The following is a 19,102-nucleotide window of genomic DNA, read 5'->3' on the forward strand; positions in this document are numbered from 1 at the left end:
ATTAATTTCCTATCACAACAATTATTGCTGTTACAACTATATTTAAAAGAGCCAATGGAATAAGAACCTTCCAACCTAGCATTTGAAGTTGATCATATCTAAATCTTAAAACAGTCCATCTAACCCACATATAAACAAAAGCCATCATAAAGAACTTAACCATAAATGTTCCAACTTGAATAACAGCAGTTGCAATATTAACTCCATTTGTTCCAAGACCAGTTACTAAAAAAGATATTAAAAGAGCCATAATTCCTATACAAAGTGACCAGAAAATAATAGTTAGAACTTTTGTTTCTTTCTCTCTACTTGTATCTTTTCCAACAGCTTTATTATTTTTTTTCATCCATCTTGTAAATATAAATATTTTAATAGGAAGTAAAATTATAATAGCTAAAATTACATAATTTATATTTGATTGAATAGTCTGTGTATCCATCCAAGGAATTTGATAACCACCAAAGAATAAAGTAACAATTAAAGCACTTGAAGCACTCATAGCAGCATATTCACCAACTTGGAAAAGTCCAAATTTCATCGCACTATATTCTGTATGGTATCCTGCAACAATTTCGCTTTCTCCTTCAGCTAAGTCAAAAGGTGCTCTATTTGTTTCAGCAAAAGAACAAACAATAAAAATAATAGCAGCTATTGGTTGAATAAAAATTCCCCACATAGGAATAACACCTAAATATGTTCCAGCTTGAGCATTTACCATATCTGTTAAATGAATTGTTCCATACGATATAATAATTGAAATTAAAGATAATCCCATAGCTGCTTCATAAGAAATAACTTGTGCTGAAGCTCTAATAGAACCTAAAAGACCATATTTATTTGATGAAGCATAACCACCTAAAATTATTCCATAAACACTTAATCCTGCAAATGCTAAGAACCATAAAATTCCAAGTTCAGTAGGAACAGCTTGCATTGTGTGAGCTTTTCCATCTATTGTTAAAACATCAGCATAAGGAATTACTGCAAAAGTTAAAAAAGAGCATAAAAATACTATAACAGGTGCAACTGTAAAGAAAAATTTATGCTTTACATGAGAAGGAGTAAAATCTTCTTTAAATATAAGTTTTAACATATCTGCAACTGCTTGAACTAATCCACCTAATCTAATAAACCCAATATTACATCTATTTGGTCCACTTCTATCTTGAATAAATCCAGCAATTCTTCTTTCCCACCAAACCCAAAGTGGAGTAAGTCCAACTGCAAGAACTACTGCAAGAAGTATATTTACGATAATTACAATAACACTACTCATAAAGTTCCCTTTTCTATCATAGATTTTATATCCTCTATAATTGTAGTAATAGTTTTCATAGGATTATTTCTATTCATTTGTGAAACTACTTTTTGTCTAATTCCATCACAATTTATGTATGTTCCACTTTTCTCATAAAATGATGCAACACCTAATGCAATATTAGATTTAGCAATTGTTAAACAGTGATGAGAAAATAGTGAAATTACTTTTTTATTCTCTAAAAGATTTAAATTTTCTTCAAAATAGCTATTCTCAACTATTATTACAGTTTTTGACTCATTCAATGATTTTTCAAAAAACTCTTTTGTTTCATCAATATTTAACTCTTTAAATGAAGCTCGATTTGCTGTTTTGTCTTTTTGTCTTAGCCAATCATCACTTTGAATTTCATCATAAGTATTTGGTGAATATCCACTTAATTTAATATTTAATTTTTCACTTAAATTTTTACAGTTTATCATCTCTTCATAAGATAAACTAGGACTTAAAAGCATTAAAATATCTTTTGAAGTAGATAATTCTTTGAAAATATTTGCAATAGCATTTGATATATTTGTTTCACTTTTTTCAATAAGTGCTGTTTCAAATCTATTCTCTTGCTCATTATGATAAGACAATCTTCCCTTATCACATATAAACCAACCATTTACAGCTTTATTTACTCTTGGTCTAAATCTATAAATTAAATCATCTTTATACTTTTCTTTTCTATGATCTACATGAATATTACACCCTTTTGAGCAACCACTACAAATAGCTTCAAAACTTTGTAAGAACCAAACTCTTTGTTTAAATCTAAAATCTTTGCTTGTCAATGCCCCAACAGGACATAAATCAACAACATTCATAGCGTATGGATTATCAAGTGGACGACCAGGGAAAGTTCCAATTACAGAGTGATCTGTTCTACTTATTACACCCAATTCTGCAGTTTTTGTTATATCTTTACAGAATCTTACACATCTTAAGCACAGAACACATCGCTCTTGGTCTAACATCACATTAGAACCTAAATCAACTCTTTTTTCTGCATTATTCTTATCACTAAGAGCAAATCTTGAAGAGTAAAAACCAGATTCCATATAGTAATCTTGTAATTTACACTCTCCAGCTTGATCACATGTAGGACAGTCGATAGGATGATTTATAAGTTCAAGTTCGAGAATGTCTTTTCTCACTTTTTCAATCTTCTCACCTTTTGTTCTTACAATCATTCCATTTTTTATAGGAGTATCACAGGCAATTTGAGGTCTTTTTTGTCCCTCAATTTCAACCATACACATCCTACAATTTCCATCTTTTCCCAACGCTTGATGATAACAAAAGTGAGGGATATGAATATTTTCATCTAATAATTTATCAATTAACAAGCTACCTTTAGTAGCTTGCATCTCGATACCATTAATTGTTATACTAACTGTTTCGGCCATGAATATATATCCCCTTAACCTTTTTTTTAAATTTATTAATTACCTGTATATAGCTGTCTAGGTCTTGCAATTTTGTGTTTTGGATCTTGTTTTAATTCAGACCATTGTGCTAACCAACCTGGAGTTCTTCCAATAACAAAAATTGGAGTAAACATTTCAACTGGAATTTTTAGAGCTGTTAGAATTACACCAGAATAGAAATCAATATTTGGATATAAACCTCTTTCTTTAAAGTAATCATCACTTAAAGCAGCTTCTTCAACAGCAGCAGCAATATCTAATAATTTAGAATCAAGATTCAATTTCTCTCTTAATTGGTCTTGTAAACCTTTTAAAGTTTCAGCTCTTGGGTCTCTATTTTTATAAACTCTATGACCAAATCCCATAAGTCTAAATGGATCATTTTTATCTTTTGCTTTTGCAATATATGAAGGAACATTTTTAATATCGCCAATTAATTTTAATTGATCCATAACTTTTTCATTTGCTCCACCATGTGCAGAACCCCATAAAGCTGAAATTCCAGAAGCAATAGCTACATATGGGTGAGCTTCAGTAGAACCAACATTTCTTACAGTTGTAGTAGAAGCATTTTGTTCATGGTCTGCATGTAAAGTTAAAATTGCATCAAGTGCATCAACTTCAATTTGTGTTATTTCATCATTTTTACCATTACCTAAATATTTCATTCTTCCACCTGGATAAGCTCTTAACATATATAAGAAGTTTTCAGTGAAATATCTATTTACATCAGGATAAATTAGTGGTGTACCGATAGAATTTCTATATGCCATAGCTGCGATTGTTGGCATTTTTGCTAAAATTCTTCTTCTCATTATTTTAAAAGCAGCTTCATCTTCCAAATGTAAATGATCTTTATAAAATGCTGAAAGTGCCATTGTCGCAGCTCCCATAGTTGCCATTGGGTGCGCACCATCTGGTAAAGCATCAAATAATCTAATAATTCCTTCATTTAAAAAAGATCTATGTCTTATCTCTAAATCAAAATCTTTTGATTCTTGTTCATTTGGTAGTCTTGCATTCATTAAAAGGTGAGCAACATCTAAGAAAGAGTGTTTTCCAGCAAGATCAGCTATATCATATCCTCTATATCTTAATTCTGAATTTTCACCATCAATAAATGTGATTTTTGATTCGCAAGAAGCAGTTGAAGTATAACCTGGGTCATAAGTAAACATTCCTGAATCTTTATAAAAACTTGAAATATCAACTACACTAGGTCCTCTTGTACCATCTACGATATTATATTCATAAGTTTTACCATTTCTATTGTCCGTAAAAGTCATTGTATTTTTTGCCATTTAATTCTCCTTAGTTTTGGTTATTTTTTAAAATATTCTTCAAATTCACTTCTAAACTTTATAACAATACTAGCTATGATATCTTTTACTGCTGGTGCGAAAACACAAACCGTTTTTCCATTCATAGTATCACATACATCAAGTATTGTTTGTAAATCATCAGAAGTTGCTTTTCCATCTAATACATCTCTTAAGATTTTATCAATCCACCCACAACCTTCTCTACAAGGTGTACATTGTCCGCAAGATTCATGATGATAAAATTCAATAATGTTTTTTGCAACATCAACCATTGAAGCACTTTCATCAATTACAATCATACCTCCTGTACCTAAAGTTGAGCCAATATTCCACATAGATTCATAGTCCAATACTGCACGTTCAACTTCATCAGCAGTTAATATTGGACATGATGTTCCTCCTGGAATGATAGCTTTTAGTTTTTTACCCTCAATCATTCCACCACCTAAAATGTTTAGGAAGTCAATCATTTTATTACCATATTCCATTTCATAAACGCCAGGATTTTTAACTGGTCCAGAAATAGCAAAAAGCATAGTTCCAGGAGATTTCTCTGTACCATATTTTGTATAACCTTCAGCTCCATTTTCAACAATATTTGGAACAGAAGATATTGTTTCAACATTATTTACAGTTGCTGGATCTCCATAAAACCATTCACACTCTTTCCCATGTGGTTTAAGTCTTGGATGTCCACGTTTTCCTTCTAAAGATTCTATTAGTGCAGATTTTTCTCCACAAATATATGCTCCTCCACCTCTATGAACCGTAATATCAACTTTAAAATCATATTTATCCATAATTTTATCGCCAATTATTTTAGCTTTATATGCTTCTTGAATAGCTTCATTCAATCTATCAATAAAGAATTTATACTCTCCTCTAATATAGATATAAGCATGATTTGCTTGAATTGCCCAACAAGTACAAATAATACCTTCTATTAAAATATGTGGGTCATATTGAAAAATTTGTCTATCTTTAAAAGTTCCTGGCTCACTTTCGTCACCATTTACTATTAAATATCGTGGACGCTCGTCAACTGGTGGCATAAGTTCCCATTTTGGTCCACAGGCTGCTCCACCACCACCTTTTCCTCTTAACCCAGATTTTGTAACTTCAGCAGTAACTTCCTCTGGTTTCATAGTGAAAAGTTTATCTATTGATGAATATCTTCCATTTGCAAGAGCAACTTCAATTTTATGAGAATTTGGAATATCAAAATTTTTACTTACTATTCTAGTTACCATTTTTGCACTCCCAAATTATCTTCTCTAATTTTTCTTTATTTAATTTTCCATGATAAACATTATTCAAAGCTATCATTGGAGCATCTCCACAAGCACCTTGACATTCAACTTCATTAAAAGTAAATAATCCATCGCTACTAGTTTGTCCAGGTTCTAAACCTAAAGTGTCTTTTATAAATGCTTTAAGTTCATTTGCTCCCATAAGCATACATGATACAGTTTTGCATAACTCTATATGATATTTACCAATAGGTTTTAGATTAAACATTGTATAAAACGTTGCTACTTCATAAACTTGCATTGGACTTTTTTCAACTTTTGACGCTACATAAACCATAGCTTCTGGACTTACCCAACCTTCTTGTTCTTGAACTATCCAAAGTGCAGGTAACATACAAGAGTCTAATTTTGGATATCTTGATACATACTCTTGAAATTTTGCTTCATTTTCTGGTGTATAACTAAAATTACTCATTATCTATCAAACTCCCCAGCAATAAAATTCAAACTAGCCATTGTAATAACAGCATCTGCAAGCATTGTACCTTCAACAATTTTTGAATAAGCTGCAAGTGAGTAAAAACAAGGTGGACGGCATTTTACTTTGTATGGTCTACCACTTCCATCACTTACGATAAAGAACCCTAATTCACCATTTGTAGCTTCAGTTGAACTGTAATATTCTCCTTTTGGAACATGAATCCCTTCAAAAGTTAGCTTAAATTGATTCATAAGCCCTTCAATATTTCCATAAACATCTCTTTTTAATGGTAATACAGCATTTGGTGCATATACATTTATAGCACCGTCAGGCATATTTTTCATAGCTTGTCTAATTATTCTAATAGATTGAATCATCTCTTCGAATCTACACATCATTCTATCGTAAACATCTCCATGACTTCCAATAACTACATCAAAATCAAAGTTTTCGTATCCATAATATGGTTTGTCTTTTCTTAAATCATGAGCTACTCCAGCAGCTCTTAAGTTTGGTCCAGAAATACCATATTGTATAGCGAAATCAGGTTTTATAACTCCTACATCTTGAGTTCTGTCTTGGTAAATTCTATTATGAGCTATTAAAGATAGAACATCATCTATGGCACTTTCTGTTGTTTTTAAAACAGCTTCTAAATCAGTATCAAATCCATTATATAAATCAAATTCTAAACCACCAATTCTTGTGTAAGTATTTGTAAGTCTAGCACCTGTTAATTTTGATAATAAATCATAAGCCTGATCTCTTGCAGAGAATAAGTACCATAAACTTGTAAGTCCACCTAAATCTACCATGTTCGCAGCATTACAAACTATGTGGTCAATAATTCTACTTAATTCTCCAATTACAACTCTTATCATTTTTGCTCTTGGTGTTATGTCTATTTTTAGCATATCTTCGATAGCTTTTGCCCAACCAATATTGTTTAATATAGCACTACAATAATTTAATCTATCTGTATAAGGGATAACTTGTGAATATGTGTGATTTTCACAGGCTTTTTCGAACCCCCTATGTAAATATCCAATTTCAGTTACACAAGCTGTTATAGTTTCGCCTTCCATAGCAACAAAGTTTCTTATTGTTCCATGACTTGCTGGGTGAGAAGGACCAACATTTAAAAGCATTAAATCATCTATTTCTGTATCATTGTAACCTTTAGATTTAAGTAAAGGTACCATTTCATCCATCAAATCTTCAGTTTCAGTACAAATTTGTCCTTTTGTGATTTGATAATCTTTTCTTAAAGGATGTCCTGTAAATTGGTGGTGATTTAAAACTCGTTTTAAATTTGGATGACCTTTGAATTTTATACCATATTGGTCATATGCTTCTCTTTCAGCCCAATTTGCAGAACCATAAATATCAAAAATAGAGTCAATTTCTAAAGTTTCATTATCTACAAAAGTTTTAACTGTTGTCTCTTTTTTAAAATTTGAAGTTCTTAATACATAAACAACTGCAAATCTTGAAGGTGTTACATCTGGAAATTTTAAATAATCAATAGCTGTAATGTCTAGTAAAATTTCAAAGTTTTCTTCATTTTTTAGTTTTAAAAGAGTAGTTCTTAAATCTTTTGAGTTAATTAGTAAATCACACTTAAACATCTAAAAATCCTTTGTACTCTTTTACTCTATCTTTTAGAATTGATTCATTTTTTGCTTTTTCTTGAATTCTCATGATTGCATCAAGAACAGCTTCAGGTCTTGGAGGACAACCAGCTACATATTCATCAACAGGAATAATTTCATCTATACCTTGAACTGTTGCATAATTGTCATAAAAACCTCCACTACAGGCACATGCACCCATAGATATAACCCATTTAGGTTCACACATTTGTTCATAAATTTTTTTCAAAATCGGTGCTTGTTTGTATGAAATAGTTCCAGCAACTATCAACAAATCTGCTTGTCTTGGTGAGAATCTTACAACTTCTGCTCCAAATCTTGAAACATCATATTTAGCAGCAGCTACTGCCATAAATTCGATACCACAACAGGCTGTTCCAAAAGCCATTGGCCAAAGAGAGAAAGATCTTCCCCAATTAACTGCGGCATCGAGTTTTGTAGTGATAATAGAATCACCTAAGTTTGATTCAACTCCTAATCCCATGATAAAGCCTTTTTCTTATAAATATAGATTAACCCAATAAATAGTAATCCCATAAAGATGAACATTTTATATAGACCTGCAACTCCTAATTCTACTACATTTACAGCCCAAGGGAACATAAAAATTACCTCTACGTCAAATAGTAAAAATGAGATTGCAACTAGATAGAACTTTACAGAAAATCTTATGTTTGTTGTTCCAATAGGGTTCGTAATACCACTTTCATAAACATTGTTTTTTAGCTGTGAATTTTCATTTCTCGGACCAATAAATCTTGTAAGTACAAATACACCTGCAAGAATTAAGCCAATAGCAACAAAAATTGCAGATGCTAAGATTAGTTCAGCTGACATCTTTTTTCCTAATTCTAAAAAATTTTAATCAACCCTGATTGTACACAAATTTATCAAACTAAACAATTTAAATTAACTTTTTTATCTCTTTTTATAAATTAGAGTGTGAAAAAATGTAATACTTACTTTTAAAAATTTATTATTTTATATTTTATGCTACATTTAATAAAGTTTATAATTTCTAACATATAGAATTTATGCTACTAAAAGAAACACATATAAAAATACAATTAGATTATTTTAATAAATAAAATGATAAAGTGAAAGTACTATATTTAAATTAATTTTAGGGAAGAATATGAAAAAAGCTATAGAATTATTAAAACAACACAATCTTTTAAAAGTTATAGATGAAGAACTAGATATTTATTTAGAAATCCCACATATTGCTTATATAGAAGTAAAAAGAGAGGATTCAAAAGCAATTTTATTCACAAAACCAGTAGATAAGAAAACTGGTAAAAAATTTGATATTCCTGTTTTGATGAATGTTTTTTGTAATGAAGAAGCAGTAAAACTCTTTATAGGTGATGGCGATAAAATAGGAAAAGAGATAGAATCTTTACTCAAATTAAAGCCACCTGTTACTTTTAGTGAGAAGATATCAACTTTCACAAAGTTATTTTCACTTAAAAATACAATTCCAAAAAAATTGAAAACAAAAGGTGAGTGTCAAGAAGTGATAAAGCTTGGAGAAGATGCAAAACTTACTGATTTACCTATTATTACAACTTGGGAGCAAGATGGTGGGCCATTTATTACAATGGGGCAAGTTTATACAACTTCTTTAAATGGAGAGTTGAAAAATCTTGGAATGTATAGACTTCAAGTTTATGATGATAATACTTTAGGTATGCATTGGCAAATTCATAAAGATAGCAACCATTTTTTCCATGAATATAAAAAAGCTGGTAAAAAAATGCCAGTATCAATAGGAATTGGTGGAGATCCTATGTATATTTGGTGCGGACAAGCTCCACTTCCAATTGGAGTTTTTGAACTTATGCTTTATGGTTTTGTAAAAAATAGTCCTGCAAAACTTGTAAAATCTATAACAAATGATATTTATGTACCTGCTGATAATGATTTTATAATAGAAGGTTTTGTTGATACAAGTAAATTAAGAATTGAAGGACCTTTTGGAGATCATACTGGATATTATACACTTGAAGAAGAGTTTCCTTTTATGGAAATAAGTGCTATTACAAGCAAGAAAAACCCTACATTTTTAGCAACAGTTGTAGGAAAACCACCACTTGAAGATAAATATATGGGGTTTGCAACGGAAAGAATTTTTTTACCACTGTTAAAAACAACAGCACCTGATTTAGTAGATTATTATATGCCCGAAAATGGAGTATTTCACAATCTAATAATTGCAAAAATAAATAGTTTTTATCCTGGACACGCAAGTCAGATGATGCATGCATTTTGGGGAGTAGGACAGATGAGTTTTGTTAAACATGCTATTTTTGTAAACTCTGATGCACCAGAGCTTACAAATCATGATGAAATAACAAAATACATTTTAAATAGAATCAATATTGAAGATATTTTGGTTTCAAAAGGTGTTGTTGATCATCTTGACCATTCTAGCCCAAAATTTGCAGTTGGAGGAAAATTGGGTCTTGATTGTACTGGAAATGAGATAGATGAACTTGGAATTACTCTTTTAAAAGATAGTGATTTACTAGAAAAAATGCAAAATATTTCAAATGATATAAAAGGTTTAAAGCAATATTACACAAACACAAAAAACCCAATTTGTGTAATAAGTGTAGATAAAACTAGAAGTCAAAAATACCTTTTTGAAGAGCTAAAACCTCTATTTTCTCATATAAAAATTTTAGTGATTGTTGATAATAAATCAAATGATTTGGAAAATACTTATATGCTAATTTGGAGGGTTGTAAATAATATTGATTCAAATAGAGATTTGTGGATTGATGGAAATACTCTTTGTCTTGATGGAACAAATAAAAATTCACTTGATGGATTTACTAGACGTTGGCCAGATGATGTGGATTGTACAAAAAGTGTAATTGATAGTTTAAGAGAAAGAAAAATTATTGATATAGATGATGAATTTATAAAAAAATTTTATTTGTAATAGGAGAAAAATTTGATTGTTAAAGCAGAAGAAAATGAATATAAAAATCTTACTGAAATCTGGGAAGATTCAGTAAGAGCAACGCACAATTTTTTAAATGAATCTGACATCAATTTTTTTAGACCTAAAATTTTAAATGAATATCTATATGCTGTTCAAGTATATGTTTATAAAGATGAATTAGGAAATATTTTAGGTTTTATTGGAATTGATGAAAATAAAGTTGAAATGCTTTTTATAAAATCTAAATATTTTAAAAATGGTATTGGTAAAAAACTTTTGCAATATGTTATAAAAAATCATGATATTAATGAAGTTGATGTAAATGAACAAAATACAAATGCAGTAAATTTTTATAAATATATGGGGTTTGAGTTTGTAAATAGAAGTGAAACTGATGGTTTTGGCAAACCATTTCCTCTTTTACATCTAAGATTAAATCACAGGGCGATTTAATCTTAAAAAATATAAAGATGGAAGAACTAAACCAAAAGTTATCGCTATTAAAATAGCTATTGCTTTTAAGCCATTATGAACAAATAGCTCTATAAGTTCAATACTTGCACCAAATCTATTTATGTCTATTAGATTTATCATTGCACTAAAAGCAAAAGTCCCAGGTAATATAGGAATTATAGAAGCAACAGTATAAACAGGTCTTGGGATTTTATATTTTCTTGACCAATAAAGAGCGATAATACCTATGATTGCTGAAGCTAAGAAAGTTGAAATTTCTATACCAAAATCCAAAGCTAAAAAAATAGTTCTAAAATCATAAACTATCGCTCCTCCCAATGCACAATATTTTAATGTATGTTTTGGAACATTAAAAACCATAGCAAACCCAACAGATGCAAAAGCAGCAAATATTGCTTCAATTATAAGTTTTGAAATAAGTTCCATAAATTATCCTTTTAATCCCAAAATTGCTATTGCTAATATAATTCCCACAGAAGTAGCAAGAGTAAGAATCATCCCATCCATCCATCTTCCCCATCCCATCATCATATAACCTTTGAATGAATCTAGTATTGAGTTCACAAAAGCAAATCCAGGGGCAAGTAGTAAAACACTAGCAGCAAGGGCAATATTTGGAGTTTCACTAAGGCCATATATTTTTGATAATCCAGCAATTACAGTAGCTACAAAAGCTGTTATTCCAAAGCTAATAATCATCACAAATCTTCTTTTTGCTAGCTCTTGTCTTGTAAACATAGCAATACTTGAAGCTATAAATGTTATTCCAACTGCTTTTAAATCCCCACCTTGTAAATAAGCAAAACTAGCACAAGCAATTCCTACCATAAAAATAACTAGCCATCTGTTGTAGTAATTTGGTTCGAGTTGTTTTAAAATAGTATATAAATAACTTATATCATAGTTTACTTCTCTCTCTTTTTTTTCCATTTTTAAAACTATATTTTGTATTTGACAAACTATATTCATATTTATTGGTTTATGATGAACTCTTCTTGTTGTTGTTACAGATTGTCCATGATAAAGTGTAGTTAAAACTATTGCAGATGGAATTAAAGATATTTCAACACTTGAAGCACCTAGAACTTTTCCAAGCCTTTGAGCTGTTTGTTCTATTAAAATGCTTTCAGCTCCATATTCGCTCATTAAAACTGCTGCTTTTATGATACCTCTTGTTATTGTTGATTGTTCTTTGTGAGAAATGTTTTCCATTTTTTTCTTTTATTTTAAATTTATGAAATTATACAAATTTTGTTATAATAAAGGTTTTAAGGATAAAAATGAAAGATATAACTCAATTTTTTGCAAAGAAAAATATTTTATTTAAAGATTTTAAAGAAGTTTTACCAAAAGAGTTAGATAGTAGAAAAAAGATACAAATTTTTGTCGGAACTACAATAGATTTGAAATTTTATGCAATATTTGTAGTTGATAGTAAAAGTAAATTTATACGAAGAAATGCCGATGATTTGATGGAACTTTGTCAAAGTTTATCAAGTTTTATTGGACATAATTTTAAAGTAAAAGAGTTACTTATAAGTAGCCCACTTTGCTCTAAAGCAAAAGAGTATTTAAAAGAGTTTGGTTGGAGTGTTAGAGTTGATTTTATGTGATATTGGAAATACAACTTTTCATTTTTTGATAGATGGAAAAGATAAAAAATATTTTTTAGATGAAAAAATACCAAAATTTAAAGAAAATATTTTTTATATAAGTGTAAATGAAAAAGCCACAAAAAAGCTACTCAAGAAAAATCCAAAATCGAAAGATTTATCTAAATTTGTAAGTTTTAAAACAGATTACAAAGGAATGGGAATAGATAGGATATTTGCAAGTTTGTATCAAGAAAATACCATAATAGTAGATGCAGGAAGTGCAATAACAGTTGATATTATGGAAAATTCAACTCATAAAGGTGGATTTATACTTTTAGGAGTTCATAGTTTTTTATATGCTTATGAAAAAATATCAAAAAAACTCAAGGTTGATTTTGAAAAAAATATTAATTTAGATAAAATACCGCTCCAAACAAAAGATGCTATTTTGTATGCTTTAATGAAATCTATCATTTTACCTATCAAAGAAGTAAGTTTAAATAAAAATATAATTTTTACTGGTGGAGATGGAGAGTTTTTGAGTAAATATTTTGAAAATAGCCAATATAAAAAAGATTTAATATTTGAAAATATGAAAAGGATAATAGATGCTAACGATTGCATTGCCTAAGGGAAGAATTGCTGATGAGACTCTTGATAGATTTGAAAAAGCCTTTGGAGAGAAGTTTATTTTTGAAGATAGAAAACTTATTATGGAAAAAGCTGGATTTAAATTTTTAAATGTAAGAAATCAAGATGTTCCAACTTATGTTATGCATGGAGCCGCTGATTTGGGTGTTGTTGGTCTTGATGTTTTAGAAGAAAAAGAGTATGACTTGATAAAACTTTTGGATTTAAAACTTGGTCGTTGTAAAGTTGCTTTTGGTTTAAGAGCAGGTGAGAAATTAAATTTTGATAAAAGTAAAATAACAATTGCTACAAAACACGAGAAAATAGCTAAAAAATATTTTGAGCAAAAGGCTATGGCAGTTGAGATTATAAAGCTTTATGGTTCTATAGAACTTGCTCCCTTAGTTGGTCTTTGTGACTGTATAGTTGATATTGTTGAAACTGGCGAAACTATGAAACAAAATGGTCTTGAAGTGGGTCCAACTATTATGGAAACAACGGCACATTTAATAGCAAATAAAAACTCATTTTATGCAAAAAAAGATTTGATATTTGACTTAAAAGATAAATTAGAGAAGTTTTTATAATGGGTTTAGATTTATATGCAAAAATAGAAGGATTTTTAGATTTTGAAGAGGAAATTTATACTCTTCATAAAGAATTTTTAAAATTTATCATTGTAAATGATATAGACAATATTATAGATATTGGTTGTGGACAAGGTTATTTTTTAGAAAATTTAAAAATCAATAAAAAAAGAGCTTTTGGAATAGACTTGAGTATTGAGCAAATAAAAATTTGTGAAGATAAAAACTTAAATGCAAAAGCTATGCCTTTATGTGAAGTTAAAGATAAATTTGATTGTGCAACTGCTATTTTTGATGTACTAAACTATATTCCAAAAAGTGAAATAGAAACTTTTATAAAAAATGTTAGTGATATTTTAAATCCAAATGGGTATTTTATTTTTGATGTAAATACATATTTTGGATTTGATGATGTTGCACAAGGAACTATCACAATAGATAATGAAGATAATTTTATAGCAATAGATGCAAATTTTGAAGATAATAAACTTCAAACAGATATTACACTTTTTGAAAAAGATGAAAGTGGAAAATTCATAAAAGAGCAAGATAGTATAATACAAGAGTACCATACAAAAGAAGATATCGAAAAACTCATAAATATAAATTTTGAAATTATTGAAATAAAAGAGTTTTTTTTACATACAAATGAAGAAGCAGATAAATTAATATTTATTTGTAAAAAAATAAAATAATACTTTAAACTATGTGTAAAAAATACACATAATTAAATAATAATTATTAACTATTCTTATTTTAATCCCTATAAAATAATCTAGTAAATATAATAAAAACAGTTTATAATAAATATAAGTTAAAAAAGGGGAGATAAGCTTGAATTTAAACTCATTAAAAATAAAAATCTTAGTAATTACGTTGATACCAGTTATAATAGGTATATTTGTTCTTTCTGGTATAAATTTTGAGAAGACTCAGAATACGTTAAATAGTACTTTAGATAAGTTTGAGATTGCTATTACAAAAGAGAAAGAATCTCTTATTAGACATGAATTTGAAGTTGCTAAAAGTTTAATTGATACTATAATTGCAAAAGAAAACGATATAGAAACTGCAAAATTGAAAGTTATTGAACTTCTAAGTGGAATTAGATATTTAGATGACAAAAGTGGATATTTTTTCGCTTATGAGCAAAGAGCTGATGGATACTATTTTGGTTTTCATCCTGCAAATCCATCTTTAAATAACAAAAAAACTGATATAAAAGCACCTGATGCAAAAGGATATGCTTTTAGAGAAGATTTAATCAAATATGCAAAAGAACAAAAATATATAAATTACCATTATGAAAACCCTACAACTAAAGAAGTTGTATTAAAGATGGCATCTTCTATATATATACCTGAATTTAATTGGATTTTAGTAACAGGAATTTATGCAGATGATATTCAAAAAGGTATTAATGAGTTAAAAAAAGAAGTAAATTCAGATATAAATATACTTTTTACAATAGCTATAACAGTAACAATAGTTCTCTGTATTATGCTGGTATTTATTATAATCCCAGCAGTAAATAAAATCATTATAAAACCTTTAAATATTTTTCAAAATACTTTGGAAGAATTTTTCAATTATTTAAATGGTGAAACAAATGAAGTGCATAGAATAAAAAACTATTCAAAAGATGAAATAGGGCAAATGTCAAAAACACTTGATAGAAATATAGAAATAGCAAGAAAAGATATAGATGATAATAATATTTTTATAGAAAATACAATAGATATTTTAGGAAAATTCCAAAATGGTGATTTATCTCAAAGATTGAATATTGAAGTAAATGATGCAAATTTGATAAAATTAAAGTCAGTTATGAATCAAATGGCACAAGAGTTAGAGCAAAATATTGTAAATGTTTTAAAAATTATTGATGAATATAGTGACTATAAATATATAAATAAAGTAGATACAACAAAAGTTTCAAATCATATTTTAAAATTGGCAAATGGTGTGAATACTTTAGGTGATTCTATAACTAAAATGTTGGTTGAGAATAAAAAAAATGGAACAACATTATCATCTAGCTCTAACACACTTTTGAAAAATGTTGAAAAATTAAATGATAGCTCTACAAGTACGGCTGCAAATCTTGAAGAAACTTCTGCATCACTTGAAGAGATGACTTCAAACTTGAGAAATAGTACTCAAAATATGCAAAAAATGTCACATATTGCTTCAAATGTTACACAAAAAGCAAAAAGTGGTGAGAATTTAGCAAATCAAACGATGAATGCTATGGAAGAGATAAACAATCAAGTTACATCAATAAATGAAGCTATTGCTGTAATTGATAATATAGCTTTCCAAACAAATATATTATCTTTAAATGCAGCGGTAGAAGCAGCAACAGCAGGAGAAGCAGGAAAAGGATTTGCTGTTGTTGCTGGAGAAGTACGAAACTTAGCAAACAGAAGTGCCCAAGCAGCAAAAGAGATAAAAGATATAGTTGAAAAGGCTACAACAAAAGCAAATGATGGAAAAGTAGTAGCTTCACAAATGATAAATGGCTATACAGAATTAAATAGTGATATTAACAATACTATTGAATTGATAAAAGAGTTTGAGAATTCAAGTAAAGAGCAACTTTTAGGAATAGAGCAGATCAATAATGCAGTATCTATTTTAGACCAAAAAACACAACAAAATGCACAAGTTACATCTGAAACTAAAGAAATTGCGTTATTAAATGATAAAATAGCGAAATTGATTATTGAGGATGTAAATGAAAAAGATTTTGAAGGCAAATAAAAACTTATTAATATTTTTTTCTTTTTTAATCAGCACTTTTGTGCTGGTTCACTACACAGATTTAGATGATAAACTTCTTTTTAAACTTTTTGCTTCAGAAACTAGCATAATTCCAAAAAGTGAATATAGCTATAATCTAAAAGAAGTTAAAGAAGTTAAAAAAAATCTTTCAGGTATTACATATAATGATAAAACAGATACTTTATTTGCTATAACAAATTCTCCAAGAGATATTTATGAATTTGATAAAGAAGGAAATGTATTAAGAATTATTGATTTAAAAGGATTTAGAGATACTGAAGATTTGACATACATAAAAGATGATATGTTTGCTATTCTTGATGAAGAACTTAGTGCTTTTTTTATAGTAAACATAGATAAAGATACAAAGCTTATAGATAAAAAACATATCATAAAAGAGTTTTATTTAGATGTAAGAAATTTTGAGAATTTTGGTTTAGAAGGTATCTCTTATGATAATATTGATGATATCTTTTATCTTGTAAATGAAAGAAATCCAAAAAAAATTGTTTTAATAAAAGGTGTTATGAAAAATAGCCCAATAGAAATAAAAATTAAAGATAAACTACTTGATAATAATACATACCTAAGTGATTTTTCAGCTATTCACTTTGATGAGAAAACAAGACATTTTTATGTTTTGAGTGATGAATCATCACTTTTAGGAAGAGTTGAAGATAAAAAAGATTTCAGTAAATATTTGGATTTGATGGATAATGAAATCTCTTCAAAGATGGTAAATCCAGAAGGTATTACAAAAGACAGTAAAGGAAATATATATATTGTAGGAGAGCCAAATTTGTTTTTGAGTATAAAAAGAGATGAGGTTTTAGATTAAACCTATAATATCTCTTATCTTTTCCATTTTATTTTGAGCAATCTTTCGAGCTTTTGAAGCTCCAAATTCAAGTATTTCTCGAACTTCTTGTTTATGATTTAAGTAATACTCTCTTTTTTCTTCATAAGGTTTAAAATACTCTTCTATTTTTTCAAGAAGTGTTAATTTAAAGTGTCCATATCCTTCTCCAGGAGTTGAATATCTTTGTCTTAAATTTGCTAATTCATCTTCATTCATAAATAGTTTTGAAATTGAATAAATATTACAATTTTCCCACTCTTTAGATTCATTTAGTTCTTTTGAATCAGTTACAATTGACATAACTTGTTTTTTTCTTTGTTTAGAAGATGTAAACATATCAATAGTATTATTATATGATTTACTCATTTTTGCTCCATCTGTTCCTGAAACTGTTGCTACATTTTCATCAACTTTTGCAACTGGTAATACGAAAATCTCTTCATTATAAGCATGATTAAAAGATGTTGCTATATCTCTTGTCATTTCAACATGTTGTATTTGATCTTTTCCTACAGGCACTATATTTGAGTCAAATAATAAAATATCTGCTGCCATTAAAACTGGATATGAAAACAGTCCGTGATTTGCACTTATTCCTCTTGAAGTTTTATCTTTATATGAATGTGCTCGTTCAAGTAGTCCCATAGAAGTATGATTTGATAGTAACCAATAAAGTTCTAAAACTTCTTTTACATCATGTTGTATCCAAAAAGTTGATTTTTCTGGATCCATTCCAAGTGCCAAAAAGTTTATAGCTGCTTCATAAGAGTTTTTTTCTAAGTCTTCTTTGCTTTTTACAGATGTTAAAGCATGATATGAAGCAATAAAAGCAAATAGTTCACCATTATTTTGTGATTCTATCATCTTTTTTACCATTCCAAAGTAGTTCCCTATATGTATCGTTCCTGAGGGTTGAATACCTGATAAAATTCTCAAATCAATTCTCCTATTTTTGTTTGGATTATATCAAAAATAGCTAAAATCTTTCAGATTACAAAGAGAGTGATTCTCTTTGTAATATTTTAATTAACTTGAAAAGTTAAAGATGCAGAATAAGCTACTTCATCGCAAGTATCATTTTCATAAGCTTTTTTGCTTTTTGTCATTAAAATCCATTTCCCACTTCTTAAAGCAGTGATTTCTATTTCACCTTTTAAATCAGTAGTTCCTAAAAAAGCAAATTTGTTTGATGGAAAACCATCAAAAGTACCTTTTACTTCAACTGTTTTTGCAGGTTTTCCATCAAGTAAAACTTGAATTTTAAAAGGAACTCCAACTTTAAAATTTGCTGGATTATCTAACGGTATAATTTCAAGATTTTGTCCAATAGGTTTTGTTACAAAATCACTTTTATCATTTCCTATATTTACAATATTTTTTGCAAACATTGATGTTTGTTGGCAATATTGTGCATTTTCAAAATCTTTTTTTGTTTTTCCAATGTGCCATTTATTATCACTTGTTTTTGTCCAAAGAGTTGGTTTATATGTACCTTTTAAAATATAACTTCCATCATCCAATGCTTTTTTTGAAACATATTGATAATTTTCTCCTTCATTTTTCAAAGTTGTACTTTTTAAATCTTTATCTATTAAAACCAATGGTTCAAATATAGAAACTCTATCTTCAGCTATTTTTTCAGGTGTAAAATCATGTCCGTATCCTAAAGTTGCTTTAAATGTTGAACTATTATATCCATCAACCCAAAAATCATGGGCTAAACTTTGTACAGTTGAAAGTGTAGTAAAAATAACTACTAATCCTAGTTTTTTTATCATTTCTTATCCT

20 protein-coding genes are annotated in these 19,102 nt (G+C 28.7%); 8 read left to right on the forward strand and 12 right to left on the reverse strand.

What is annotated here, in order from left to right; all coding sequences use genetic code 11:
* Window position 1: 1 nt before the first annotated feature.
* Genes ACNSOS_RS08660 through ACNSOS_RS08695 form a run of 8 tightly spaced genes read right to left on the reverse strand, consistent with a single transcriptional unit; the run spans window position 2 to window position 8,272 of the window.
* On the reverse strand, window positions 2-1,276 hold the full coding sequence (locus tag ACNSOS_RS08660; protein ID WP_113894272.1) for a complex I subunit 1/NuoH family protein: 1,275 nt from the start codon (window positions 1,274-1,276) through the stop codon (window positions 2-4).
* On the reverse strand, window positions 1,273-2,709 hold the full coding sequence (locus ACNSOS_RS08665) for a 2Fe-2S iron-sulfur cluster-binding protein (protein ID WP_113894273.1): 1,437 nt from the start codon (window positions 2,707-2,709) through the stop codon (window positions 1,273-1,275). The genes ACNSOS_RS08660 and ACNSOS_RS08665 overlap by 4 nt, the downstream gene beginning before the upstream one ends.
* 35 nt (window positions 2,710-2,744) lie before the next feature.
* Complete coding sequence (locus ACNSOS_RS08670; RefSeq protein WP_113894274.1) at window positions 2,745-4,031, reverse strand: citrate synthase; 1,287 nt, start codon at window positions 4,029-4,031, stop codon at window positions 2,745-2,747.
* A 20-nt stretch (window positions 4,032-4,051) separates the two neighbouring features.
* On the reverse strand, window positions 4,052-5,302 hold the full coding sequence (nuoF, locus tag ACNSOS_RS08675) for an NADH-quinone oxidoreductase subunit NuoF (protein ID WP_418184979.1): 1,251 nt from the start codon (window positions 5,300-5,302) through the stop codon (window positions 4,052-4,054).
* Window positions 5,292-5,777: a complex I 24 kDa subunit family protein gene (nuoE, locus tag ACNSOS_RS08680; protein ID WP_113894276.1), complete on the reverse strand. Its 486-nt coding sequence runs from the start codon at window positions 5,775-5,777 to the stop codon at window positions 5,292-5,294. Before nuoE ends, nuoF begins: the two co-directional genes overlap by 11 nt.
* Window positions 5,777-7,411, reverse strand: coding sequence for an NADH-quinone oxidoreductase subunit D (locus tag ACNSOS_RS08685; RefSeq protein ID WP_418184980.1), 1,635 nt, complete (start codon window positions 7,409-7,411; stop codon window positions 5,777-5,779). The genes nuoE and ACNSOS_RS08685 overlap by 1 nt, the downstream gene beginning before the upstream one ends.
* Window positions 7,404-7,919 (reverse strand): NADH-quinone oxidoreductase subunit B, encoded by a 516-nt coding sequence (locus ACNSOS_RS08690; RefSeq protein ID WP_113894278.1) that lies wholly within the window; start codon window positions 7,917-7,919, stop codon window positions 7,404-7,406. Before ACNSOS_RS08690 ends, ACNSOS_RS08685 begins: the two co-directional genes overlap by 8 nt.
* Window positions 7,910-8,272, reverse strand: a complete 363-nt coding sequence (locus ACNSOS_RS08695; RefSeq protein WP_113894279.1) for an NADH-quinone oxidoreductase subunit A — start codon at window positions 8,270-8,272, stop codon at window positions 7,910-7,912. The genes ACNSOS_RS08690 and ACNSOS_RS08695 overlap by 10 nt, the downstream gene beginning before the upstream one ends.
* A 298-nt stretch (window positions 8,273-8,570) precedes the next feature.
* Here ACNSOS_RS08695 and ACNSOS_RS08700 point away from each other — a divergent pair, with 298 nt between their 5' ends.
* Both ACNSOS_RS08700 and ACNSOS_RS08705 read left to right on the forward strand, forming a co-directional pair.
* Window positions 8,571-10,382 carry a menaquinone biosynthesis decarboxylase gene (locus ACNSOS_RS08700; protein ID WP_418184981.1) on the forward strand — a complete coding sequence of 604 codons (1,812 nt, stop codon included), beginning with the start codon at window positions 8,571-8,573 and terminating at the stop codon, window positions 10,380-10,382.
* A gap of 12 nt (window positions 10,383-10,394) precedes the next feature.
* Entirely contained in the window at window positions 10,395-10,838 is a 444-nt protein-coding gene (locus tag ACNSOS_RS08705; RefSeq protein WP_418184982.1) for a GNAT family N-acetyltransferase, read from the forward strand.
* Here the strand turns inward: ACNSOS_RS08705 and ACNSOS_RS08710 are convergent.
* Window positions 10,818-11,285 carry a threonine/serine exporter family protein gene (locus ACNSOS_RS08710; RefSeq protein WP_418184983.1) on the reverse strand — a complete coding sequence of 156 codons (468 nt, stop codon included), beginning with the start codon at window positions 11,283-11,285 and terminating at the stop codon, window positions 10,818-10,820. The two genes, ACNSOS_RS08705 and ACNSOS_RS08710, sit on opposite strands and share 21 nt — an antisense overlap.
* A gap of 3 nt (window positions 11,286-11,288) precedes the next feature.
* Entirely contained in the window at window positions 11,289-12,071 is a 783-nt protein-coding gene (locus ACNSOS_RS08715) for a threonine/serine ThrE exporter family protein (RefSeq protein ID WP_418184984.1), read from the reverse strand.
* Between the two features lie 68 nt (window positions 12,072-12,139).
* Here ACNSOS_RS08715 and ACNSOS_RS08720 point away from each other — a divergent pair, with 68 nt between their 5' ends.
* From ACNSOS_RS08720 to ACNSOS_RS08745, 6 genes are all read left to right on the forward strand, one after another.
* Window positions 12,140-12,472, forward strand: a complete 333-nt coding sequence (locus ACNSOS_RS08720) for a hypothetical protein (protein WP_418184985.1) — start codon at window positions 12,140-12,142, stop codon at window positions 12,470-12,472.
* Complete coding sequence (locus ACNSOS_RS08725; protein WP_418184986.1) at window positions 12,450-13,085, forward strand: type III pantothenate kinase; 636 nt, start codon at window positions 12,450-12,452, stop codon at window positions 13,083-13,085. Before ACNSOS_RS08720 ends, ACNSOS_RS08725 begins: the two co-directional genes overlap by 23 nt.
* Window positions 13,063-13,671 carry an ATP phosphoribosyltransferase gene (hisG, locus tag ACNSOS_RS08730; protein ID WP_026807313.1) on the forward strand — a complete coding sequence of 203 codons (609 nt, stop codon included), beginning with the start codon at window positions 13,063-13,065 and terminating at the stop codon, window positions 13,669-13,671. The genes ACNSOS_RS08725 and hisG overlap by 23 nt, the downstream gene beginning before the upstream one ends.
* Window positions 13,671-14,366 carry a methyltransferase domain-containing protein gene (locus ACNSOS_RS08735; RefSeq protein WP_418184987.1) on the forward strand — a complete coding sequence of 232 codons (696 nt, stop codon included), beginning with the start codon at window positions 13,671-13,673 and terminating at the stop codon, window positions 14,364-14,366. The genes hisG and ACNSOS_RS08735 overlap by 1 nt, the downstream gene beginning before the upstream one ends.
* A gap of 139 nt (window positions 14,367-14,505) precedes the next feature.
* Window positions 14,506-16,434, forward strand: coding sequence for a methyl-accepting chemotaxis protein (locus ACNSOS_RS08740; RefSeq protein WP_418184988.1), 1,929 nt, complete (start codon window positions 14,506-14,508; stop codon window positions 16,432-16,434).
* Window positions 16,409-17,293: an SdiA-regulated domain-containing protein gene (locus tag ACNSOS_RS08745; protein ID WP_418184989.1), complete on the forward strand. Its 885-nt coding sequence runs from the start codon at window positions 16,409-16,411 to the stop codon at window positions 17,291-17,293. Before ACNSOS_RS08740 ends, ACNSOS_RS08745 begins: the two co-directional genes overlap by 26 nt.
* Here the strand turns inward: ACNSOS_RS08745 and trpS are convergent.
* Both trpS and ACNSOS_RS08755 read right to left on the reverse strand, forming a co-directional pair.
* Window positions 17,285-18,250 carry a tryptophan--tRNA ligase gene (trpS, locus tag ACNSOS_RS08750; RefSeq protein ID WP_418184990.1) on the reverse strand — a complete coding sequence of 322 codons (966 nt, stop codon included), beginning with the start codon at window positions 18,248-18,250 and terminating at the stop codon, window positions 17,285-17,287. The two genes, ACNSOS_RS08745 and trpS, sit on opposite strands and share 9 nt — an antisense overlap.
* A gap of 86 nt (window positions 18,251-18,336) precedes the next feature.
* On the reverse strand, window positions 18,337-19,092 hold the full coding sequence (locus tag ACNSOS_RS08755; protein WP_418184991.1) for a DUF4198 domain-containing protein: 756 nt from the start codon (window positions 19,090-19,092) through the stop codon (window positions 18,337-18,339).
* Window positions 19,093-19,102 lie beyond the last annotated feature (10 nt).

The organism is Aliarcobacter vitoriensis, from assembly GCF_048320235.1.
Lineage (GTDB): Bacteria > Campylobacterota > Campylobacteria > Campylobacterales > Arcobacteraceae > Aliarcobacter > Aliarcobacter vitoriensis.

Excerpts from the sequence above, each read along its gene's own strand:
- ACNSOS_RS08715 (WP_418184984.1), bottom strand. The coding sequence starts at position 12,071 with ATGGAAAACATTTCTCACAAAGAACAATCAACAATAACAAGAGGTATC.
- hisG (WP_026807313.1), top strand. The coding sequence starts at position 13,063 with ATGCTAACGATTGCATTGCCTAAGGGAAGAATTGCTGATGAGACTCTT.
- ACNSOS_RS08665 (WP_113894273.1), bottom strand. The coding sequence starts at position 2,709 with ATGGCCGAAACAGTTAGTATAACAATTAATGGTATCGAGATGCAAGCT.
- ACNSOS_RS08700 (WP_418184981.1), top strand. The coding sequence starts at position 8,571 with ATGAAAAAAGCTATAGAATTATTAAAACAACACAATCTTTTAAAAGTT.
- ACNSOS_RS08670 (WP_113894274.1), bottom strand. The coding sequence starts at position 4,031 with ATGGCAAAAAATACAATGACTTTTACGGACAATAGAAATGGTAAAACT.
- ACNSOS_RS08735 (WP_418184987.1), top strand. The coding sequence starts at position 13,671 with ATGGGTTTAGATTTATATGCAAAAATAGAAGGATTTTTAGATTTTGAA.
- ACNSOS_RS08685 (WP_418184980.1), bottom strand. The coding sequence starts at position 7,411 with ATGTTTAAGTGTGATTTACTAATTAACTCAAAAGATTTAAGAACTACT.
- ACNSOS_RS08755 (WP_418184991.1), bottom strand. The coding sequence starts at position 19,092 with ATGATAAAAAAACTAGGATTAGTAGTTATTTTTACTACACTTTCAACT.
- ACNSOS_RS08745 (WP_418184989.1), top strand. The coding sequence starts at position 16,409 with ATGAAAAAGATTTTGAAGGCAAATAAAAACTTATTAATATTTTTTTCT.
- ACNSOS_RS08660 (WP_113894272.1), bottom strand. The coding sequence starts at position 1,276 with ATGAGTAGTGTTATTGTAATTATCGTAAATATACTTCTTGCAGTAGTT.
- ACNSOS_RS08695 (WP_113894279.1), bottom strand. The coding sequence starts at position 8,272 with ATGTCAGCTGAACTAATCTTAGCATCTGCAATTTTTGTTGCTATTGGC.
- nuoE (WP_113894276.1), bottom strand. The coding sequence starts at position 5,777 with ATGAGTAATTTTAGTTATACACCAGAAAATGAAGCAAAATTTCAAGAG.
- ACNSOS_RS08720 (WP_418184985.1), top strand. The coding sequence starts at position 12,140 with ATGAAAGATATAACTCAATTTTTTGCAAAGAAAAATATTTTATTTAAA.
- nuoF (WP_418184979.1), bottom strand. The coding sequence starts at position 5,302 with ATGGTAACTAGAATAGTAAGTAAAAATTTTGATATTCCAAATTCTCAT.
- ACNSOS_RS08710 (WP_418184983.1), bottom strand. The coding sequence starts at position 11,285 with ATGGAACTTATTTCAAAACTTATAATTGAAGCAATATTTGCTGCTTTT.
- ACNSOS_RS08690 (WP_113894278.1), bottom strand. The coding sequence starts at position 7,919 with ATGGGATTAGGAGTTGAATCAAACTTAGGTGATTCTATTATCACTACA.